Source organism: Blautia sp. OM06-15AC (assembly GCF_003481425.1).
GTDB classification, from domain to species: domain Bacteria; phylum Bacillota; class Clostridia; order Lachnospirales; family Lachnospiraceae; genus Fusicatenibacter; species Fusicatenibacter saccharivorans.
Genome location: NZ_QULD01000012.1, coordinates 49,950 through 70,716 on the forward strand (window position 1 = coordinate 49,950; position 20,767 = coordinate 70,716).

The window sequence follows — 20,767 nt, forward strand, 5'->3', positions numbered from 1 at the left end:
TCTGTTTTTTATCTGCTCTGTCTTCGCTCTTCCTGCATGGTTTTCTGTAATCCATGTTGATTGCAAAAGGCGGCAACCCCAGCCTGGTCAAACTTACGCAGCTCCTCCAGATGAAATTTCACCACCGCGTACTGCCCCATACCGGATTGTGCCTTCCAGGGAAGCAAAGTTCCCAGTCCATGCTCCTGAATAAATTGGATATTTTCCTTACTAAAATCACCGCTGATACAGGCAGTTCCAGGTTCCAGGCAATATCCGGGAAGGTTTACGGTCAAATCTGAAAACGGTTCCCACGCCCCATCTTCCTTACTATACAGTTCCACATAAAGGTTCTGGTTCATTGCGTAATAATCTACCCGCAATGCCAGTTCTTCGGTTTCATACGCCCATTGAAAATCTGCTGTTTTGATTTCCTTTTGAAATTCTGGATTTTTTACTTCTCCCCGTTCCTGGTATGCCTGCTCATAGGCTGCATATCCCTCCGGGTCCAATTTCTTTAAAGTTTCTTCCTGAAATTCAAACAGTGGATATTCCATACAACCAGAACAGCAAATTTCTTCTTTTAACTGTCCAAGCCCGTTTTTTTTGATAAATTCTACGATCTGCTCCAGATCATAGCCTGGGAGCAAAAAGGTCTGGTTCTTTTCCAGCGGAATTCCCATATCTGTGGTCAATTCAAAAAGTTTCCATATCTCTTCCTCTTTTTCCGTAAACACACAAACTTTGATGTTTTTATCAGCCGGATAAGTTGCAACTTCCAGCCAGACCTCATAGATCTCCCCATTGCCAAAATCCAGGCTGAGTTTTTCTTCCTGTTCCATTTACATATCCTCCCTTCTTACCGGCTCCTGCTCTTTGCAGACAGAAGCCTTTCTTTTCCCTTTTCAAAATATTCTTCATTAATTTCAATGCAGATTGCATTCCGTTCATTTAAAAGTGCTGCTTCCCCCAGGGAAAACGAACCTGCAAACTGATCCAGTACCCACTCCTTTTCTTCTGTTACAAATCCAAGGATCTGCTGCAAAAGTTGCACTGGTTTTTCTGCCTGATGAATACGGGAGTTTTTCCCTGGCGGTTCAATGTCAAAGACCGTTGGAAGCATTCCCCTGGCGCCTGACATATAGTGGGATATTCCTGGCTCCGCCTTATCCTTTTTCGCATCTGGGCGTAAATTCCTGGCTTTTCCTTTCGTAAAAAATGCAATCTCTTCCGTATTTTTAGATTTTCTTCCCGTATTGGCAACGAAATTTCCTTTTTTCCAGGCGACTTTTGCATAATATTCAAGTCCTGCTTCTTTCGCCATTTTTTTCATCTGATAGAGGTATTCATAATTTTCCCCATTTTCTTCCGGCATGAACTCTACCAGAAAACACCCTTTTTTCAACACCCGGTATTTTTCATCAAAGTCTTCCTGCGTATATTGAAAACATTCATAGGCGGCAAAATCCCGGTTTCCCCCTTTCAGGCTTTTTTTCAGGTCATAAGCATGGTCTGTAATAATGGCATCTATACTGTTATCTTTTAAAAAGCTCAAATCCCTGCCATTTCCCTGAACCAGCATACAAGTTACCTCTTCTCCGTCCTGTTCTTTGGTAACCGTATAGACTCCTTTGGCTATCCTGGAAAAAAGCCCCTTTTCTATTCCCTCATAAATTCTTGCCCGGATACTGGGTTCTTTTACCTCTTTTACCTGTTCTACACAAGCCACTGCTTCTTTAAGGCTGAAGCATTCTGCGTCCTGAAAATATTCAAATAGTGTCATCTGTATCCCTTTTTCCTGCACAATCCTTTCCTCCTACAATCCCAGTGCCCTGGAAGTCAGGTTCTGCGCTCCTTTTACAGTGCCTACCGTCAGCGCAACCGTAAAGGTCATTTCCCCCAAATAAATCAGGGTTTTGGCCCAGTCCTCATAATCTCCGGTAAAGGTCGGAAGTCCGGAGGAAATAAACTGGTTACACAAAAGAATTGCCAGCGCCATTGTGACTGCCTCAAAAACGACACTGATAAAATATTTCATATAGGCTACAAAGGTATTGCTAAGCCCCCGGTTTCCAGCCAGGGTACTGCTGGCAATCGCCCCAAAAGGTACAATTACCATAATTTTCAAAAAGCGGAAATAAACATTGTACAGCAGGAAGAAACCACAGATAATAACGATTAAAGACAGGAAAACAGCAAGTATCAGGAACACGATACTGGTTCCAAATCCCAAATCTTTGATCACTTCTGCCTGCGCCGGGTCAATGGATAACTCCACACTCTGGTTTTGCCCCAAATGCCCCACCAGGTTTCCACAGGAAGTAAACAGGGCTTTCATAATGGTAATGTTATAAGATACCAGCCACTGTGCAATGGCAACCCGGATAAACATACGGAGGATTGCTTCAAACCGGATTTCTTCCCGGATATCTACCGACTCTGCACAAAACCCAATGACGAAAAAAAGGACTACCAGGGCAGAGCCTATCCCAACAAAAAGGGGTTCAATCCCTTCAATGATCCCCCAGGGCCCGCCTCCTTTGAACCCGGTAGGGGACTGTCCTAAAAGTTCAAATACGAGGCTGACCTGGTTATTCCAAAATCCAAACACGATTTCCAAAAGTGCAAGGATCGCCTCTCCTAAATTAAACATCACTTCACCTCTCTTCTTATCTGCTTATCTCAAAAAGAAGAATGGTTTTAGCTAATTCCCAGGAAAGTAAGAACGGAGGAAATGGCTGCCATAATAAGCCCTGCAACAATTCCTTTAATGGCACTGTTCATAGAAGAACTGTCCTGCTGTTGGTAAGCCTGTGCAAATTCCATCACGTTTTTTGCCAGGATAATCACACCCACCGCACCGATAATACTGATCACCAGTGTCTTTAAATTCATAAGCGGCTGTGTTACGTCACTTACCCCGGAAGCCATGACAGTCTGGGGGAACAGGGAAACAGTGGCAGCGCTTACTGCCAGGACTCCCAGTAGAGATTTTTTCAAGCGGTTCTGTTTCTTTCTGATAACCTCTTTGATCTTCATATCTTTTTACTCCTTTTCATGTGATTAATACCGCATTACGCAAAAAGACAGATTTTTGAAAACCTGCCCTGCGTAATGCAAAAACTACAGGTTTCCAAAAATCTGCCTTCTTTAATCCGAGGCTGTTTCTTTTGTAAATTTTTTACGGATTTCCTTCATCTTTTCAGCACTGTTTTTTGTATCTGCCATTTGAAGGATTTTATCATACGAAATTCCAGCACCAATGGCAAGCATGATTTCTCCCAACTGTTCCTCATTATAAACATGGCTTTCCAATAATTCAGAAAGTTTTTCTTCCTCTGTCTGTACCGGTTTTTCCGTTTTCTTCGGCGGCCTCACCTCCTCTACCGTTCTCTTCTTCTGGTTCTCTTTCAGCTCTTCCTCCGAAAAAATCTTCTTAGGAATAGGCTCATAAGAAAAAATTTCATCAAAAGACAGTTCCACAATCTGAACATCTTCTCCCTGTTCCTTTTTCTTCTTATAATAATCCAGGGATTCTTCACTTAAAATCTGTACCGCCTGTTTTTGGGCAGCCATTCTGTCATGGATATAAGGCGCAGCCCCGCCATCTTCTGTTTCCGAAAATCTGGAGTGTGCAAAAGTATTGTATTTCTTATCAATAATAGGATCACAACCCCTGATTAACAAAATACACTCTGAGTTATCCAGCTTTCGGGTTTCGTCCGGTGTCAAAAGCTCACGCCCCAGCACATCATAATTCCGGGAACTGCTCCCTTGCCGGCCTTTGGTTTCCCCACTGCTTTTTTTATCAATGGTTCCTTTTCCCAGGGACTCACTGATATACTTATGCGTGGACTGTTCATTCCCACCAAGATATACCAGAGAATCACAATTACCCGGTATGGTTTCCCAGGTTTTCTCAAACAAAGCCTTGATCTGGGCAAGGTTTTGGATAAAAATGGTACATGAAATATTCCTGGAACGCATGGTACTAAGGAGGCTGCAGTAGTCATCTGGCAATGGCACGTTGGCAAATTCGTCCAGCATAAAATTGACGTTAATGGGAAGTTTTCCATTGTAATGGAAGTCTGCCTGGTAATACAATTCCTGGAAAATCTGGGAATAAAGCATACCAATTAAAAAGGCATAACTCTTATCCGAATCCGGCGTTACACAAAAAAGTGCAGTCTTCCGGTTTCTGTCCCCGTCAACACCAAGCCCAATCTCCTCAATCTCCATTTCATCATGATCCAGAATCCGCAAAATTTGTGGGTTCTGTAACAATCCCAGCCTTGCATTTGCGGAAATGATGATACTCCTTACCGTATCTCCGGCACCCCGGACCACTTTATTATACTGGATTAAAGCAGGGTGATTGCTTCCCTTTTTTCTCTCCAGTCTGCGGAAACGCCGGTCTAAATCAGAAGGGGAACCGTCTGCATGGACTTCCGCCTCATTCAAAAGCTGCAGAACCATACGGAAATTCCTTTTCTCCATTTCACACTCCTGCCACACATAAAGAAAAATGGCCTGCAAGTACAAAGACTCGGCTTTCTCCCAGAATGGATCACTGGGCTGTGCGTTTTTCGGTGTGGTATTATTGATCAGGTTGGTAACCAGTTTTACAATATCTGTTTCAGAGCGGATATAGCGGAATGGATTATATCCGTTAGACTGCTCCATTTCCACCAGGTTCAGCACCCGTATCCGGTATCCATGCGCTTTCAGCATACCTCCGCAGCATCTTAAAATCTCCCCTTTGGGATCTGTAATGATCTGGGAAGCCCTGCTTAACTGAAGGAGATTGGGTTTCACCATGAACAAGGTTTTTCCAGCGCCGCTTCCTCCGATTACCAGGACATTTAGGTTTCTCCTGGTCTTTCTGGTATTCATGGACAGCCTGACATTCTGGGATAAGATCAGGTTATTGTGTTCATCTTTATCCGCAAACTGCTTTGCCACTTTTTTCGGATCTGCAAAAACAGCGGTACCAAATTCCTGTCCCGGCATATAGTTTTTCCGGCTGGTGACATACATGACCATACCAATCACATATACAAAAATCCCCAAAATGATTGCTTTTAAGGAAGTTTCGTTCCAATAATTGGCAAACGGGGCTACCATCACCTGATCCAGACGGTTTAAAAAATAATTGATATCCTTTCCGGGCTGATAACACACGTTCAAGAGATAACCTCCATAGCCGGAAGCTATGCCACCAATAAGATACATGCCCCAGGACTGTTTCTTCTTTTTCTGAATTGCTCCGGTTCTCTACCTCCTTTGCCCCTGTATGGTTCTTCTCCCTGCTTCCAGGTTCTGTTGTGCCTTCCTGTAATTCTGCTCCCTTCTTCTGCGTATCTTTTCCTGCTCCTGTCTGGCGCGTTCCCTGTGTACCGGGTCATAGCTTTCCCTATATAAATCTTCCCCCGAAGTTTTTCTAAGAAAACGGTCCTCCAGGTCTAAAATTGCATACTCCTTCTTCTTTTCCAATCCTGCAAAAATCGTCTTATGGTCATTAATCCAGCTAATTTCCGATTTATCCAGCCAGATAAATTCATTCTTACGGTACGGAATCCTGGTTTTGATATGATGCTCTGTTTCTTCATATACCAGCTTCTGGTCTATGGTAATGGCATTCACACCTGGATTGTTCCGTTTCTCCTTTTGGATACGCCGAATGACCTGCATCTTTTCTTCTGTTTCCTGGCTGCTTCCAGTGCTGCGTCTTTTGGCTTCCTCTTCCCCAAACAACTGTTTCCACTGCTGGGAATCTACCAATTCTTCAACCTGTTCCGGTGTCCTGGTCAGTGTCACCGTACCTTCCTTCCCTTTCTCCAAAATCCCCTGTTCTTCCATGTAGCAGATAATCGGCCAGATCTGAAGCCAGGTCATATTCAGACGGGAACGGACATCACTGATCTTCTCCACCTGGTTTTTCGCCAGCTCCCGCGCAACCAGTTCACACTCCTTCGACTCCGGCAGGGCAGGCTTTTTTACTTCTTCTACCAACTGCTCTACCTTATCCGGCTCTGCATTTTCATAGTATTCATCTAACGTCCCAATATTGGAATGTTCAATTTTTGCCATCATGGACTGAATACGGGGCGCTGCCTGGGAATGGAACAAAATTTCACTCATACCGTCCTTCTCATTTAAATCCGGCAAAATGGAATATAAAATCCCATACTTATTTGCCAGGGCTTTTACCCGCTCCAGGTCTTTTGTTTCAAAACGGAAAACCTGTAAATCGCCTCCCATTTTCAGGAGCTTTTGTACAGAAGTTTTCCCTGACAGTTTTTCCTGATCCAGAACTTTTTTAAATACCGCACAAATATCTTTTACAAACTGCCAGCCTGTATTTCCCATTTTCAGAATGATTTCTGCGCCTTCAAAGGAAACTTTAATAATCTGCGCCGCATCTTGTATTTCACTCATGCTCTCCCTCCTATCCCATTGCCCTGTCCTTTTTTACTGGAACAGCCGCCTTTATTTTTCCTTCTGTAAGCATGGCTTCCAGGTCATACTGGATATTTTCCTGTTTTAAGAGAGCCTCCAGCATGTGGTTTGCTTTTTCCTTTTCATAGGTCATATATTGAAGCTGAAAAATATAATTCTCAATCTGCAAAATATTTTCCGGAACCTGAAAAAACGGTTCAAGGTAATGGGAAAGGATACGCTCTTTTTCTTCCTTTCCTGCATGAGGCGCCTGTAACTGCAAAATAATTTTTTCTACCTCTTCCATAGACTCCTTATGAAAAGCAATACGGTACAAATCCTGTTTCTGCTCCCTGGTAAGAAAGGGCTGTTCCTTTTCGGCAGCTTCCAAAAGGGAAAATGTTTTTACCACATGTTCAAGTTCTGCCATTTACACACCCGCCTTCCGTTTCCGCATCAAAAGGATAATTTCCCGCATTTTTTTCATTCTCTCCGGTGAAGGGCTGTTCTCCATCACCTGCAGGATTTCTGCATCTGCCAGCCCGCTTTCTACGCACTGGCGGATTTCTTCCAACTGCTCTGCGGACAGGTTATATTCCAGGATCTTCTCCACAACACTTTTCGGTACTTTTTTCCCAAGCATGGCAATCCCAAGCATCCGGCGCTTACTTTTTTGCAGCCCTTCTGCTGTTTGTATGCTTTTTTCTTCCAATACCACTTTTGTTTCCCTGGAAGCAGCTTCTGTCTTTTCCCTGTGTTTTTCTGCTTCTTTTTTCAGATCCTGAATTTCCTGCTCTTTCTTTGCCAGCTTTTCTTTTAATTCCTGTATGTTTTTATCTTTGTATTGCAGGTTCTCATACAGGTCTTTGATCTCCTGGTTTTTCTCTTCAACAACATGCTCCTTTACCAGAGAGGACAAGGCTGTAAAACGGTCATTGCTTTCCCGAAACTGCTGAATGGATTGTTCCATGATCCCCATAAGATTTTTCATATAAGAACGCATTTCTTCATCTTTCGGAACCTCTTTTTTTGCCTTTGACTCTTCCAGTTGTATCCGCATAGTCCGCATACGACTGGCCGGCAGTTCATTTCCGGCATAGGTTTTCACCTCTTCCAGATCCAGCCCGTTTTTTAAGCCCTCTACGATTTCCCGTACCTGGAACTGGTTATAATTTCCTTCACATAAAAAGTCGATTTCCCCAATCCCTTCCATAAGCCCTATGATGATTGCTTTCATCACCGGGGCTTCCTGGTTGCTCTTAACTACCTTCTGGATATCCGAAACAGGAAGACCAAAATCCAGCCCCATAGAAACTGCGTCTATCTGTTCCTCTTTTAAAACTTTCCGGCATTCTTCCAGATACCGTTGTCCTTCTACTGTCATTTACCCTCCTTTTCCTCTGCCCCTCGCAGACGGTTTCCTATTCTTTTCCTTCTGCTGTGCTTCCAACTTTTCTTTTTCTTCTGCTTTTTCACGCAGACGCTCTGCAATCCTTTTTTCTTTTAAGATTTTTTTCCGTTCGATCCGCAAACGCTCCTCTTTCTCAAAGAAATAAGCGTCTGTCTGTTCTGCCTCAGACAAGGAATATCCCATTTCTTTTAACTGCCCAAGAAGGTTTTGGTATGTCTGGTGGTCTTGAAAAAATTCCTGATACCCTTCCTGATAAAGTTCTGCTTCCATCTGTTTTTCCTGCAGCTTATTGAGAAGCAGAAGCATTTCCTCATAAGGAACCATTTCTTTTCGTAGCTGCTTTCTTGCCCTGCTGTTTTCCCAAAGCTGTTCCTTTGTTGCATCAGAAATGGCTTTCAACTGCGCCTTATCCTGTATGCGATAAGCTGCCAGAAAATCAAATTCCTCCTGCAATTTTTTCAATTCATGGATTGCTGCCCTGTATTTCCAGGTTTTAGAGTCTGCCATTGGTTTCCCCTGCCGGTACCTGCGAAGAAAACGTTCCTTCTGGTATCTGGTCAAATGCCGCTCCCGGTATGGGATAAACACATACGTCCATTCTACCGGTATCTCCTCTCCGGTCATTTCCGGGATTGGAAGGCGTCCAAAACGCTGCCGAAGCCTTTCCTCTGTATATTCTTCCCCTAGCTGGTCAAGCCGTCTTGCCCTTCCTGCTCCGGGTTCCCGAACAGAAAGGTGCTTTCTCCCCCGCAACTCATATCCCATGCTGAAAAGATTTTCAAGAAACTCCTCATAAGAACCTGCGTCCTGTAATGCCTGGTCCACATCTCTTCTGATCCGCCTGTCCCGTTCAGAAAGAGATTTTTCTTCCTGTCCTTTTTGTTTGCGTTTTTCCTTTACTTCTTCCAGCTCCAGCACAGATAAACCATGCTCCCTGCATATCCGGTTGGTCAGAGGCTGGATACTGTTTTCCCAATCCCCGTTTTTATAATCGTATTTATATCCCGTAGTACAGCGTACTGAATTAAAAATAATGTGCCCATGAATATGGTCCGTATCATTATGGACTGCATAAACCGCTTCAAAATCCTTCCCAAGAAATTCTGCCACAAACTCTCCTACCACTTGGAAGGCTTCTTCTTCCGAAACCTCATCTTCCTCAAACGAAAGAATGAAATGGTAGCCCTGCCTTTTATCCAGCTTTCCAAAATGACGTTTAGTATCTACCATCTGGGATAATGCCTGTTCAGGAATACAGTTATGTCCACAGACATAGCGGCCATGTTCTGTTTTCTCCGGGTTCATAATATAGCGAAGACCGTTTGCCAGATGTTTTGCCGGATAACCCGTTTTTGCCTGTTTCATGTGCAGGCACTTTGTAATTGCCATAACCTACAGCCTTTCCTGCACCTGGCTTACCAGTGTTTTTATCTGCTTCAAAAACACATACAGACGGTGTTTATCTTCCCTGGAATAAAGGGCGCTGTTATTGTTATGGGTAATCTGGTTGATGTTTACACCAATCCGGTTGATTTCCTGGTTCATGCGTTCCAGTTCCTTGCGGATTTCCGGGTAATCCCTGGGACGGTTGGTAATCAGCATACGAAGATACTGGGAATCAGAAAGCCCCATCTTTTCTGCCTGTTTTTGTAACTCTTCCAGCTCCCACCGATACAGCCGGATTTCTTTTCTACATTTCATTGTTTCTTTTTTCATGCTCCCCCTTTCCTTATCTTTATCACAGATTTCATCTACCGATTTCTACTTCAACGCTATCTGCTGTCAACTCCTAAGACCTGCTATCGGTCACTGTATAACTTCCCGGCGTCCGGACTGGCTATGCCAGTCCTCTGCAAGATACGGATTTTACCGTACAAAATCCCATCTTGTTAGGGGGCACCCCCTAATACCCCGGATAAAATAGATAGCACAACGCAGATACTGATAGCAGACCTGCGTTCCATATAGGGAAAAACCGATAGCAGTTCCAAACATCTGCTATCGGTTTTTCCACTTCCTACTTCTATTTCTGCTAACAAAACCCCAGTTCTGTTAGCAAATCTGCCAGCCTCCTGTGTCTGATGTGACAGCAGTTCTTCCATTCTGCTATCAACGCCTTTTGTACAGACTCCTTGCAAGCTGCTTCTTCTTCCGCAATTTCTCTCTTTCCAACAAGTATGGGAAGACTCTCTATGGACCATTTGCCGCTTTGGGTTTCTCTTATGAAATTATTGGTTTACCTGTTCTTCCAAACGCTCCAATGCCTTTTCAAAAGCTCCAATCCCACTGAAAAAGGAAGAAAGCCGGATATCCTCAAACAGATATGGCATGGCTTTGTATAGTTTCAGAAAAATATAGTACAGCACATCAACAACAATGGAATTTCCTGCCTGTTTGTAAAGCTGGCTGTTGCTTATGCCTGCTTCTTTTGCTTTCCAAAAATCCGCATCGGAAAAGCCCATAAGCCGGAAGCATTCTAAAGGTGTCAGCCTCCGGATACGGAACAAAGACTCTAAGCGGTGTATTCCATTTGATGTCGTAAGCGTAGGGCAGAGTTCCCCATGCTCCTGTACCCTTCCCCGTTTTTCCACAGACGGATAACTAAGATTTACAACACCATTTTCCAAACATTCCTCATAACCTTTCTGTGTCTTTTGACGTACCAGAATGATATTATCTTTTTGCACAGAAGTAAGGGTATGGCAGACTTCTTTTTCTCCCAGTTCCAAAGTCTGCACAATCCGGCCTTCCCGATCATACCTGCCCCGGATTGCTCCTGGACATTTTTCTACAATCTTTGGTTGGTCATGCCCTGCTAAAACCGCACCGCTGCTTCCTAAAGGGGAATAAATAACCCCGCTTGAACCATAGCCGGTATGAATATCTCCCACTTGAAGAATTTTGGGCTGCTGTCCGCCACCACCACAGGCAGTTACCGTAGGGCAGCACCCGTCTGGCAGATAAACCCGTCCAGTCTGTTCAAACACCCCTTTGATATTTCCGGCCCGTTTTACCCGGTTTTCCCGAAAAGCCTTCAGGCTTTTTTCGTCCGGCTCAAACAAAAGCGCTTTTCTCTCTTCCATATCTTCAATCAAGCGGCGTACTTTTTCCTGGGATAAGTAGTATTTTTCCTCTACCGTATCCTCCAGAATATCCATAAGGCACTGGAAGGACTCCAGCGGTTCCGGAAACTGGAATGTTCCATTATCCATTTCCTTCTGTATCAAAATCAGATATACCCGTTCCCTGTTCTGTGGTATTCCATAATGCTTTGCATTAAGAACACTCCAATAGGTGTGGTATCCGTATTCATGCAGTTCTTCTTCAAACAACCGGAATGTGGTATCCCGGAATTTTTTTCCTACAATATTTTTTACATTTTCGTAAATTCCCCATACTGGTTTGACACCCCGTATCATACGGAGCCACTCCACCAGAAGGGAAGAACGTGTTTTATCAATATCATGGGAACCACACATGCCGCAGGCGTCCCTTTTGGAATAATGTACCTGCAGAGGGTTATACTCATACCCGCAGCTTCGGCATTTCCAAACCGCACCTGCCTGCTTGCCTGCCAGGGAAAAATCCTGACAGGGGCTTCCGCCACAGATCATGTTAAACGGTTCAATCTCCCTTTCGTCCACTTTTGTAATATCTCCCAGATTCAATGTTTCACTTGTACCATGAATCGCACAATAACTCTTTGCTGCATATTTATCAAACTCACAAAAATTCACCAAACTATATTTCATTCCTCATATTTCATGAGGTGTAGCTACACATTTTACCTAGGATTACTCACTTATTTCCTCCTGTCTCCTAAATTTTTTATAGTCTTCATGAGAAATCCACAGCTACAAACGAAATATCCATCTGGCATTACCTTACAATCATAGAATCACCCCTTCCCGTATCCAGAGTTTATCCTTCTGTCAAAAATTCTGTTGGTCTGCACCACCTCCTTTCCTAACACTCCCACTTTCGGATTGGTTATTTCTTTCTCACCGCTCTTCTTTCCTGATGTTTGCCAGCACCCTGGACACATACGCCTGCTTGGGTATCCCCATGCGGTATCCCTGCCGCTCATAGCTCTCTTCGATAAACGCAACCCGTACACGTCCATGCAGTTTCCTCTTTCCTATCCACTGCACTACTTTTTCCATCTCCGCTTCGCATTCGTCGATCTCCCATTTTTTGAAACATTCCTCATCATAGCTATTTTCCAAAAGAATACCCTCCTATCTTGCCTGTGCTATCTGGTATGATACTATGTTCCTGTGTCCTACCATTTTTTCTATCTTTTGTATGTTTGTCCCTTTTGTTTCAGTAAGAAGCGGCCTTTCCTTTTCTACCAGGCTGGAAAGCTCTTGGTTTTCCTTTTTATACTGCAAAAAAGCATTATAGTCTTTTCCCATAGGTGGAAGACGTACAAAAACCTCATACTCCATAAGGGTATATTTTCTTGCCAATTTTTTTGCCGCTTGTCTTCCCGGCAGGTCATTATCCAAACAGAACTGTATCTTCCTGATATGAGAATAATCTTTTAAGAACTTTTCCAAAGGACCATCGGAAAGCATTCCAAGTACCAGGATATTGTTCTGATAATCTTCCCGCAGTTCCATATCGGACATGGCATCAATGGCCGCCTCATATACATAGAGCGTATCACTGTTTTGGTCTACCAGATTAACCCCATAAGTTTTGTCATTCCCCGTAACATCTCCTTTAAAGGGTTTTCCATATTTATCCAGGGTTCCCCTCTGGCTGGCAAAACGTGGGATACCTTCCGTATCTTTTCCCACAAAAACCAGGTTATGGTACGTTCCGCTCTCATACAAAATCCCCTTTTTTACCCAAAAATCAATCATCTGCTTTGACAGCTTCCGCTGTTTTATCAGATAGCCATATAACCGGCAGCTGGTTTCTGATTTTGAAGGAAGTACAAAAGGTTCTTTCGGTATGTCTTTTCTCTGTTTTGTTTCTTCTATTTTTTCAGCCTGTCTTTCCGGTTGAAATTTTTGCATGGTTTCAGTACGGATATATCCGGCAAACTCCAGCAGATATTTGACTGCCTCCACAAAATCCATGTTTCTGAAATATTCCAGAAAGTCAATGGTGCTGCCACCTACCCCCTGGCTAAACCGGCACCAGGAAGACCGGTTGAAGATCATCACAGAGTCCATACCCACTGCCTGATAGAACCTGCCTTTCCTTTTCAATGGAATCCCTATCTGCTCCGCCAAATCCACTAAATCCACTGCCTTTGCAATCTGAATTTCTTCAGCCGTAAATTTTCCCATACTGCACCTCTTCATATTTCATATCCAGATAATGTGCCATTTCCGGGTGCAGAGCTTCAAAAGCAGTCAGGTAGCGGAAACAGGAACTATACTCTCCCTGTCCGGTACAAAATTCCCGCAGGCTCTTTTTTGAATACTGGGCGGGCTGGTTACACCAACGACTTAGATTGATATACATTCCCTTATAAACCTCCGGCGCCCGTTCCCATGCGGCATAGCGCATCAAATAAGCCAGGCACTTATACCGCATCAAAATCTCAATCCGTATGAAAACGTCCCGAATATCCTTTGCCCAAAAATCTGCTTTCCAGGTTCCTTCCCAGTCATAGCCGCACAGTACATACAGCTTAATTTTCTGGTAAGAAACTGGGATCACTTCCCGCAAAAGTTCCAATTTTCTTACAATAAGTTCCTGATCTTTGATATGGTCAAAGGCAAAAATCATACCGTTATCCAATTTTCCAGATGCCAGAAGTTCCATCTGCCTTTTCTGCATAATCCTCAGATCCAGCCCCTGCCGGAATTGAAACCGCCTGCCTGTTTCCAGGACACTGGAAAAGATTTTTTCCCACCCTGCACAGGCAAAAAAGTTATCGTCCAAAAAGCATAACTTCTTTCTGGACGGGTCATAAAATTCTTCCAATGGGCTTGCTGGTGCTGCACCGGTGCTGTTTTTGTTTACACAGAAACTGCACTTCCGAAAACATCCCCTGGTGAGGAAATCAATGGAATACTCCGTATAAAATTGGAACTCTTTCTTCTTTTTCTCTCCTTCGCTATGTTCTTTTACCATCTGGTCATACAAATGATAGTCCGGTGTATGGTGTTCAATCGCTTCTGGAAGTACCGGTGCTTTATCGTAAAAAAATCCAGTCCCTCCATAAACGGTTGTTTCCCTCGTCAAAATATGTTCCGGCACAAAGGTATCCGTAAACACTTTTGATACATAGAGCCGGTCATATTCCCCTGCCTGGCTATAATCCAAAAGAAGCTCTGTTTCAAATCCCTGCTCCTTCCAATAAGCGGAAAGTTTCATACATGCCAAGTTAGGAAACCGGTGTCTTTTCCGGTATAAAAGATCTGCATCTATAATCCCTATCCTCAACGCCTGCTCCTTTCCATACGGGTAGTTCCGGTTTTCTTCTCCCCTTTGACTGCCTCTTTTCTTTCTTCCTTTTCCTTGCATTCTGCCGGGCAATATGATTTTCCATTTGCTTCCATGATTTCTGCAAATTCACAAATATGGAACACCCTTGCCCCTACCTGTGTGTGGTATTCATCAATATAGGTACAAACCCGTTCTTCCCTTTTTCCATCTGGATATACAATCTCTATGGAGTCCCCGTCTGCTATGCTGAACAGGGTATGATAATGGCTGTCAATAAACCGTATTCTTTTTTTCTCTTCCATGCTTCTCACCTCATATTGCCAAAGAAAGGACAGCCGCAGCCGCCCTTTCCCAAGTTTAAAAACTGATTTTTATTTTCTATGCCTTTTTATGTCTTTTTCTGTAATAAAGTAGGCCTGCTACCATACCTGCACTTACACCAAGAGCCAGCAAAGGCAGGAACCAGTTTGTATCATCACCCGTTTTTGGTCCTGGTTTTACGGTACCTGGTGTTTCTGGTATTTTTTTATTCTGGATCTCTTTTACCACTTCAATGACTGGTGTTTTATCATTCTGATAGGTAAATACGATTTCCCACTCTTCTTCCGTCTTCTCATATCCCTTTAAGGTGGCAGTTTCTTTCAGCACATAGGTGATCGGTTCTTTGAAAACACCATTTTCATAAGTTCCAATTGGAAGTAGTTCTGAAACTGCTTTTCCATCTTTTCCAGTCTTCAAACGTCCTACTTCTTTTCCGGTTTCCTTTTCCAGCAGAACAAATTCTACTCCCTCTAAAGCTGCTTTACTGTCTGTATCCGTTTTTACGATAACCAGTTGTCCCATAGCACGCTCATCTTCCATCTTCACTTTCTGAATTTCTCCCGTTTCTTCTACTGTAAACTCCACGTCATTGGCCACAATATATCCGTCAACTGCCGCCTCTTCGTGCAGGGTATAAGTGCCTACCGGAAGATACTCAATCAGGTGTTCTTCTCCTGTGGTCCAGGACTCTACCACTTCCCCGTCCTGATCCAGGATCTGCAGCTTCGCCCCTTCAATCTCCTTACCATCTGTAATATCTGTTTTAGAGATAGAAACCTTTGTATGGTCGTCCTCCATTTTCACTTTTTGTACGTCCCCTGTTTCTTCCACAACAAATTTCACATCTTCTGCCCGGACATATCCCTGTTCCGTAGGCGCCTGCTCTTCATGCAGTATATATTCCCCTGGTGCCAGTGCGTAGACTACATGAGCTTCTTTTTTTGACACCCACTCTTCTACCACTTTTCCTTCCTGATCCAGGATCTGCATTTTGGCCCCTTCAATTTCCTGTCCACCGGTTAAATCTACTTTCGTAAACTCCGTAATAGTAGGCTGATTAGAAATTTCTTCTGAAAAAGCGAGCAGTTCAAGGGTCTGGTCTGTATAAGACGCATCAAAGGAACACACCTCATCATTTGGCAGGTATCCCGGCTTATGCTCTACTTCCTGAATATAGTATTTTCCATGAGGAAGATCTGCCTGAAATACCAGCTTGCCCTCTTCATCTGTTGTTCCCAGTTCAATCAAGGCATCTTTTTCTACAACTACTTCCCCGGCAGCATTTTTGATATCCTCCTGCGCATACAGCCCGAATACCACTCCTTCCAGCGGTTTTCCGGTTTCTGCGTCTTTCTTCAGAAGACTCAGGGAAACTTTCTGTCGCTGATTGGTAAGTTCCATTGTTACATAATCCACTGCTACTTCCTGTCCCTTATATGCAATTTCAAATTCTTTTGCTTCCGGGTCAAGCACACAGTTCTGACCTGCCTTTTCTTCCACTACATAGTATTTTCCGATAGGAAGATTATTCAGGACTGCCTTTCCTTCTTTATCTGTTACCATACGGGCTACCAGGGCATCTTTTTCATATTTTACAATGCGGTTTCCTGCTTCGTCTTTCTGTCCGTCCGGGGTATAAATGGTTTTCTTTGCATGAATGGCAAATTCTGCACCTTCCATATTCCCTTCTTCATAGTCAAATTTATAACCTTTCTCTTTTTCCATGACTTCTTCCCCGGTGAAGAAACTGCTTACCTGATTTACGAAACCTACTACACCGTTTTTCATCTTCGTCAGGATCTTTTCTTCTACTTTAGAAGCACCAGAAAGTTTTTCTCCCTTTTTATGGATTGTAAGGCTTCCTACTGCTTCATCATTATACTGTTCAATGACAACAATAAATTTACCGGTTTCCTCTTCTACCTGGTGTACAGTATCAGAATTTACGGTAATAGTGATCGGCGCTTTCTTTGCCTCCTGGTATGTGCCTCCGTCTGCAACTTCATTCAGTGGAACTTCCTTTCCGTCTTTTAAGAGGGCATTTTCAAATCCTACCTGTACATAATTTTCCGGCGCTTCCACTTCTTCAATCCGGTAAGTGCCACATTTTAACTGCTCCGGTGTAATCAGGTATCCCTCTTCGTTGGTCCTGAACACAGATACCACTTCTTTTTTCGGATATCTTACGATCATTTCCACATATTTTTCTGCTTCCACATCATAAATCTTATAAGCTGCACTGTTATCCAGCACCGGCTTCTGCGTCTGGGCATCTTTTTTCACAATCTTGAAGTAATACTGCAAAGGACGGTCATCAAACACACGCCATACCTGGGGTTCCCGGCTGTCTTCTGAAATCTGTACGATAAATGGACGAATCCCTTTTAAATTTTCCGGAACTGTAGACTCAAACACCACATAGGTTCCATAAGGAAGTTCTGGACTCTTTAAATATCCTTTCTTATCTGTAAACAGCTCTGGTACCGTAATCTTTTTACCATTCTCCCAATAAGAAGCGGTTTCGTCTTTGCTGTAATCATAGGTGATAAAATCTTCCGGGGTATAATAAGAACCATTTCCCGGCTTCAAACTTCCATCTTTTACACCAGACAGCTCACTGATGAGGAATACCTTAAATCCAGCTCCTTCTACCAGTTCTGTTTCTGTCTGCTCCCCGTCTTCTGAGATCTTGATAAGCTGAAAGGCCTGTTTCTTTACAGTTTCCTTTACAGTTACTTCCCGGTGTACAATCTGTACCTCCTGTCCTTCATACGAAACCTCTACGGGATACTCTGTTTCATCTAACAGATACCCTTCTGCCGGCTCTATTTCTTTCACGAAATAATTTCCAAGATACAGGTTTTTGAAATCTACAGTTCCTTCACTGGAAATCGTACCCTGCGCTACAAGTTCCCCTTTTTTATGGACAATCCCATCTTTCTTATTGGGGTGTTCAATATCTTCTGCAGCATATAATCCGTATTTTGCCCCTACTAAGGTTGCATCACCCTGGGAAATAAATCCCTGGGAATCCTGATCAATCTTACTTACATGAACTTCTCCCCGTACTTCCTCATTTTTAAAATCATGAGAAAAAGTATATGTGTAGGTGCTGTCGTCTTTATATTCATAGAAGAAACGATACACCTCATCTGTCATATAATACTTATCCGGTGCCTGGATTTCTTTTACGCTGTAATGGAAATTCAAAGGAATATCCGCATGGAACACAGCCATTCCTTCCCTGTCGGAAACAGCACGTTCCACCAGGCTTCCCTTTTCTACAAGAACCTTTCCGTCTGCCGCTGTCAGGTCTTCTTCTGCATACAATCCAAACGTCGCACCCTCCAGGGTAACGTCATCATGTTTCGATTTTTTCACTACATTTACGGAAATCTCCGGTCTTGCATTGGTAAAAGTGGTTTCCCCCTGGGATAACTCTACATTCTGTCCTGCATAGGACAAGGTTACAAACTGGGTACGTTCCTGTTCTGTTTTTCCAATCACCAGATTTTCCGGTGCTTTCTGTTCTACAACCTTATATTTTCCAAGATACAATTCTTTGGAAACAGCACTTCCATCTTCCCCGGTTGTCAGACTTTCTACCAGATCCCCTGCTTTATGCACCTTCGTCACTTTATCCTGGCTGTAAATATCCTCTGCCGCATAAATGTTATATTCTGCCCCTGCAAAGTCCGCATTTCCATATACAAAAGTCAGGTTCCCCTCTTCTCCGGTTACTCCAGTCAGAACCTCACCTTTTTTACGGATTGTGATTTTTCCTTTCTGTTCCTCATTCGTCACTGCAACAGAAGTTGTTTTTCCTGTTTCCAGCTTCACATTAAAAGACTCTGTATTCAGCTTATATCCTTCTGGAACAGAAATTTCTTTTAAATATACCGTATCCTGGGTTTTCGGAAGCTCCACCTCAGAAGTACCGTTGCTGTCTGTGGCCGGCATCTGCACAAGAAGATTTTTACATGCACTGTCTGCATAAATACCAAAAACAGCGCCGGACAGATTTACTTTACTGTTCTTATCTTTTTTTGTTACCTTTACCCTTGCCAGATCCAGCCACCTCACCGTAAATTCCACAGAAGCACTTTCTTCTTCAAAAAATGCCCCATACCCAATGTCCTGAGAACCAGAACCCGTAGACAATACTAAAGTCTTCCACTGGGTTCCCATTTGTCCTTTCAGCTTACCGCTGTTCCATGTACCCGTTACAGTTTTGGGAGAGCTGAAATAGAATGTGGTATTTCCATTGATCTTTACGGTTCCTGTCTGTTTTATACTTCCACTGTGATAAGTCACATTCTCTGGCATTTTTAAAGTAATATAGTTTCTATGGTCACCTTTTAAAGTAAACTCCCCGGTACGCTGTTCCTTTCCACTTTCATAAGCCTTTGCTTCCTTTGGGGACAACGTGATTGCTGCTGTTGGAGGCGCTTCCAGGCTGTAAATATGCTGGATATATCCCCACACACCGCTTGCCTTAATATCTTCAAAAGTGCAGCCATAAAAACCGTCCATGCCACAATAAGAATAAGCGGCAGCTAAATGCGTAAAAATATACTTTGTCTTCCAGTCAAAAGAGGGCATATACTCCCCGGTAATGTCCCCAGGACCGCCATATCCATAATAAAGGACTTTCTGCAATTCCGGGTTGCTTTCAAATTCATTTGCTACATAATCCGAGGTCGGTGGGGAAGCCTTCATAGACTCCAGACAATATGCTACATGGCCATTTACAGTGAAATAGGAAGTAGAATAGTTCCCCACGTTAGAAGGGTATGGGATTTTTTCTCCCTGTACCAGATGTACATTGCTTCCTTTTTGCTGCTCCATTGCTGCCGGAACAACCGATAAGAACATTCCCTTATCCTCTTTTGGTGTCAGATCAATCAACTCTGCCCCTGCATCTGGCATTTCCGGTTCTTCCGTCAGTACCTCCGGTATCTCCGGGTCAGGGTCCGCCTCACCGTCCTCACCGGAGCCATCTTCGGTATGCTGGCTTACTTCTCCCTGGGGTTCCTGTGTGCTGTTTTCCCTTGCTTCTACCACAATTCTTCTCATAATCTGATAGGAAGGGTTTCCGCTTAACGGATCAACACAATAAAATGCCTGGTAAGAACCTGGGGTATTGAAATCAAAAGAATTGCCGGAGTCCCCTTCTGCTTTCAGAAACGTTACCTTTACTTTTTCATCATTTTTCTGAAAACCCCTGTAATCTGTTTCCAGGTCAAAGGGCTCTCCTGCTTTTATGGTAAGATCCTCTGCATACACCAGTTCTTCTTCTGTCAGTTGCTCCTTTACCTCTTCCAACTCCGGTAATGTTTCCGAAGCAGCCTCCTCCTGTTTTACTTCCTGTATCTGTGCATGTTCCTCAGACTGTTCAGAAGCCAGTGCGGTGATCCCTGTATTGAGTAACGTAGAACAACTAAGAAGAAGTGCCAGCGTCCCAGCCAGCAGCCTTTTCTTTTTTCCTTTCATCATAGCTTTGCTCCTTTTCATTTTTTCGTCAAAAAAAGCAGGCCACACAAGCCTGCTTTCCATTTTCTATCTTCTTTTTTCTATCATTTGTATACGGTCTGTCCCGTATCCAATGCACCTGTCAATCCCCTTTCTATTCCCTGCTCCCTGCATGGAACACTGCCAAAACAAGCTGCAGAACCAGCAGAAACAAACATATTACCAGTTTCCCTGTCAGATACAGCAGTTTCCCCACTGCAATGAAAATCCCTTTTACAACTTCCCATACACTTCTTCCTACTGCCATATCTTTTTCCTCCTTATTCTTCAAATGCCCCATAAAATTCCGCAAACCGTAAATCTTTTTCCATACAGGCTTCTTCCTTTTCCCTGTCCTCTGCTATCGCTCCACCGTCAGAAAGTTCTCCCTGAACTGCCTTTTCCAGCACACCTAGCTTCTCAAAGGCTTCTTCCTGTGCCATTGAAACCGCTTCTTTTACGATTTTACAAAATTGTTCTTTCTGGTTCTCCAGAAGGGTATTTAATAGTTTCATCTGCTGTACTTCTTCTTCCTGCTGTAGATACTTGGCAAAATAAACGATTGCTTCTGCTATAAAGTCGTCTTTTGTCTTGAAAATATCTTTGTTATACTCCTTCAGATACCGATAAGCCTGATGATGTACCGGTCTGCTTTTATACAGCCGCAGTGAAGTTGTATATACTTTTTCCGTATCCATA

At 43.4% G+C, this 20,767-nt stretch carries 18 protein-coding genes; all 18 read right to left on the bottom strand.

Annotated features, from left to right (window positions below; all coding sequences use genetic code 11):
* Positions 1-8 precede the first annotated feature (8 nt).
* Positions 9-821 carry a DUF4313 domain-containing protein gene (locus DXB83_RS13730; RefSeq protein WP_117689846.1) on the bottom strand — a complete coding sequence of 271 codons (813 nt, stop codon included), beginning with the start codon at positions 819-821 and terminating at the stop codon, positions 9-11.
* Positions 822-838: 17 nt separating this feature from the next.
* The gene (locus tag DXB83_RS13735) at positions 839-1,783 is read right to left on the bottom strand and encodes a DNA-methyltransferase (protein WP_233435077.1); all 945 of its coding nucleotides are present in this window, start codon (positions 1,781-1,783) and stop codon (positions 839-841) included.
* A 12-nt stretch (positions 1,784-1,795) separates the two neighbouring features.
* Complete coding sequence (locus tag DXB83_RS13740) at positions 1,796-2,632, bottom strand: hypothetical protein (protein WP_025577460.1); 837 nt, start codon at positions 2,630-2,632, stop codon at positions 1,796-1,798.
* 47 nt (positions 2,633-2,679) lie between these two features.
* Positions 2,680-3,018 carry a hypothetical protein gene (locus DXB83_RS13745; RefSeq protein WP_021651237.1) on the bottom strand — a complete coding sequence of 113 codons (339 nt, stop codon included), beginning with the start codon at positions 3,016-3,018 and terminating at the stop codon, positions 2,680-2,682.
* A gap of 111 nt (positions 3,019-3,129) precedes the next feature.
* Positions 3,130-5,211, bottom strand: a complete 2,082-nt coding sequence (locus DXB83_RS13750) for a VirD4-like conjugal transfer protein, CD1115 family (RefSeq protein ID WP_178105376.1) — start codon at positions 5,209-5,211, stop codon at positions 3,130-3,132.
* 42 nt (positions 5,212-5,253) lie between these two features.
* Positions 5,254-6,417 carry a PcfB family protein gene (locus DXB83_RS13755; protein ID WP_117689844.1) on the bottom strand — a complete coding sequence of 388 codons (1,164 nt, stop codon included), beginning with the start codon at positions 6,415-6,417 and terminating at the stop codon, positions 5,254-5,256.
* 10 nt (positions 6,418-6,427) lie between these two features.
* Entirely contained in the window at positions 6,428-6,847 is a 420-nt protein-coding gene (locus DXB83_RS13760) for a hypothetical protein (RefSeq protein WP_117688068.1), read from the bottom strand.
* Positions 6,848-7,801, bottom strand: coding sequence for a hypothetical protein (locus DXB83_RS13765; protein ID WP_117688067.1), 954 nt, complete (start codon positions 7,799-7,801; stop codon positions 6,848-6,850).
* A complete protein-coding gene (locus tag DXB83_RS13770; RefSeq protein WP_117689843.1) occupies positions 7,802-9,217 on the bottom strand; it encodes a relaxase/mobilization nuclease domain-containing protein in 1,416 nt (471 codons plus the stop codon). It lies immediately after the preceding gene.
* 3 nt (positions 9,218-9,220) lie between these two features.
* Complete coding sequence (locus DXB83_RS13775; RefSeq protein ID WP_072448023.1) at positions 9,221-9,544, bottom strand: plasmid mobilization protein; 324 nt, start codon at positions 9,542-9,544, stop codon at positions 9,221-9,223.
* A 512-nt stretch (positions 9,545-10,056) separates the two neighbouring features.
* Positions 10,057-11,580 (bottom strand): DNA (cytosine-5-)-methyltransferase, encoded by a 1,524-nt coding sequence (gene dcm, locus DXB83_RS13780; RefSeq protein WP_117689842.1) that lies wholly within the window; start codon positions 11,578-11,580, stop codon positions 10,057-10,059.
* Between the two features lie 249 nt (positions 11,581-11,829).
* The gene (locus DXB83_RS13785; RefSeq protein WP_025577443.1) at positions 11,830-12,054 is read right to left on the bottom strand and encodes a hypothetical protein; all 225 of its coding nucleotides are present in this window, start codon (positions 12,052-12,054) and stop codon (positions 11,830-11,832) included.
* 12 nt (positions 12,055-12,066) lie between these two features.
* Positions 12,067-13,128, bottom strand: coding sequence for a DUF3991 domain-containing protein (locus DXB83_RS13790; protein ID WP_158555582.1), 1,062 nt, complete (start codon positions 13,126-13,128; stop codon positions 12,067-12,069).
* Positions 13,109-14,164 (bottom strand): hypothetical protein, encoded by a 1,056-nt coding sequence (locus DXB83_RS13795; protein ID WP_242999531.1) that lies wholly within the window; start codon positions 14,162-14,164, stop codon positions 13,109-13,111. Before DXB83_RS13795 ends, DXB83_RS13790 begins: the two co-directional genes overlap by 20 nt.
* Positions 14,165-14,229: 65 nt before the next feature.
* Positions 14,230-14,538, bottom strand: coding sequence for a hypothetical protein (locus DXB83_RS13800; RefSeq protein WP_116441961.1), 309 nt, complete (start codon positions 14,536-14,538; stop codon positions 14,230-14,232).
* Between the two features lie 76 nt (positions 14,539-14,614).
* Positions 14,615-20,053, bottom strand: a complete 5,439-nt coding sequence (locus tag DXB83_RS13805) for a SpaA isopeptide-forming pilin-related protein (RefSeq protein ID WP_158555583.1) — start codon at positions 20,051-20,053, stop codon at positions 14,615-14,617.
* 130 nt (positions 20,054-20,183) lie between these two features.
* Positions 20,184-20,336: a hypothetical protein gene (locus DXB83_RS16580; protein WP_155512673.1), complete on the bottom strand. Its 153-nt coding sequence runs from the start codon at positions 20,334-20,336 to the stop codon at positions 20,184-20,186.
* Positions 20,337-20,349: 13 nt separating this feature from the next.
* Positions 20,350-20,766 carry a hypothetical protein gene (locus tag DXB83_RS13810; protein ID WP_117688060.1) on the bottom strand — a complete coding sequence of 139 codons (417 nt, stop codon included), beginning with the start codon at positions 20,764-20,766 and terminating at the stop codon, positions 20,350-20,352.
* Between the last annotated feature and the right edge of the window lies 1 nt (position 20,767).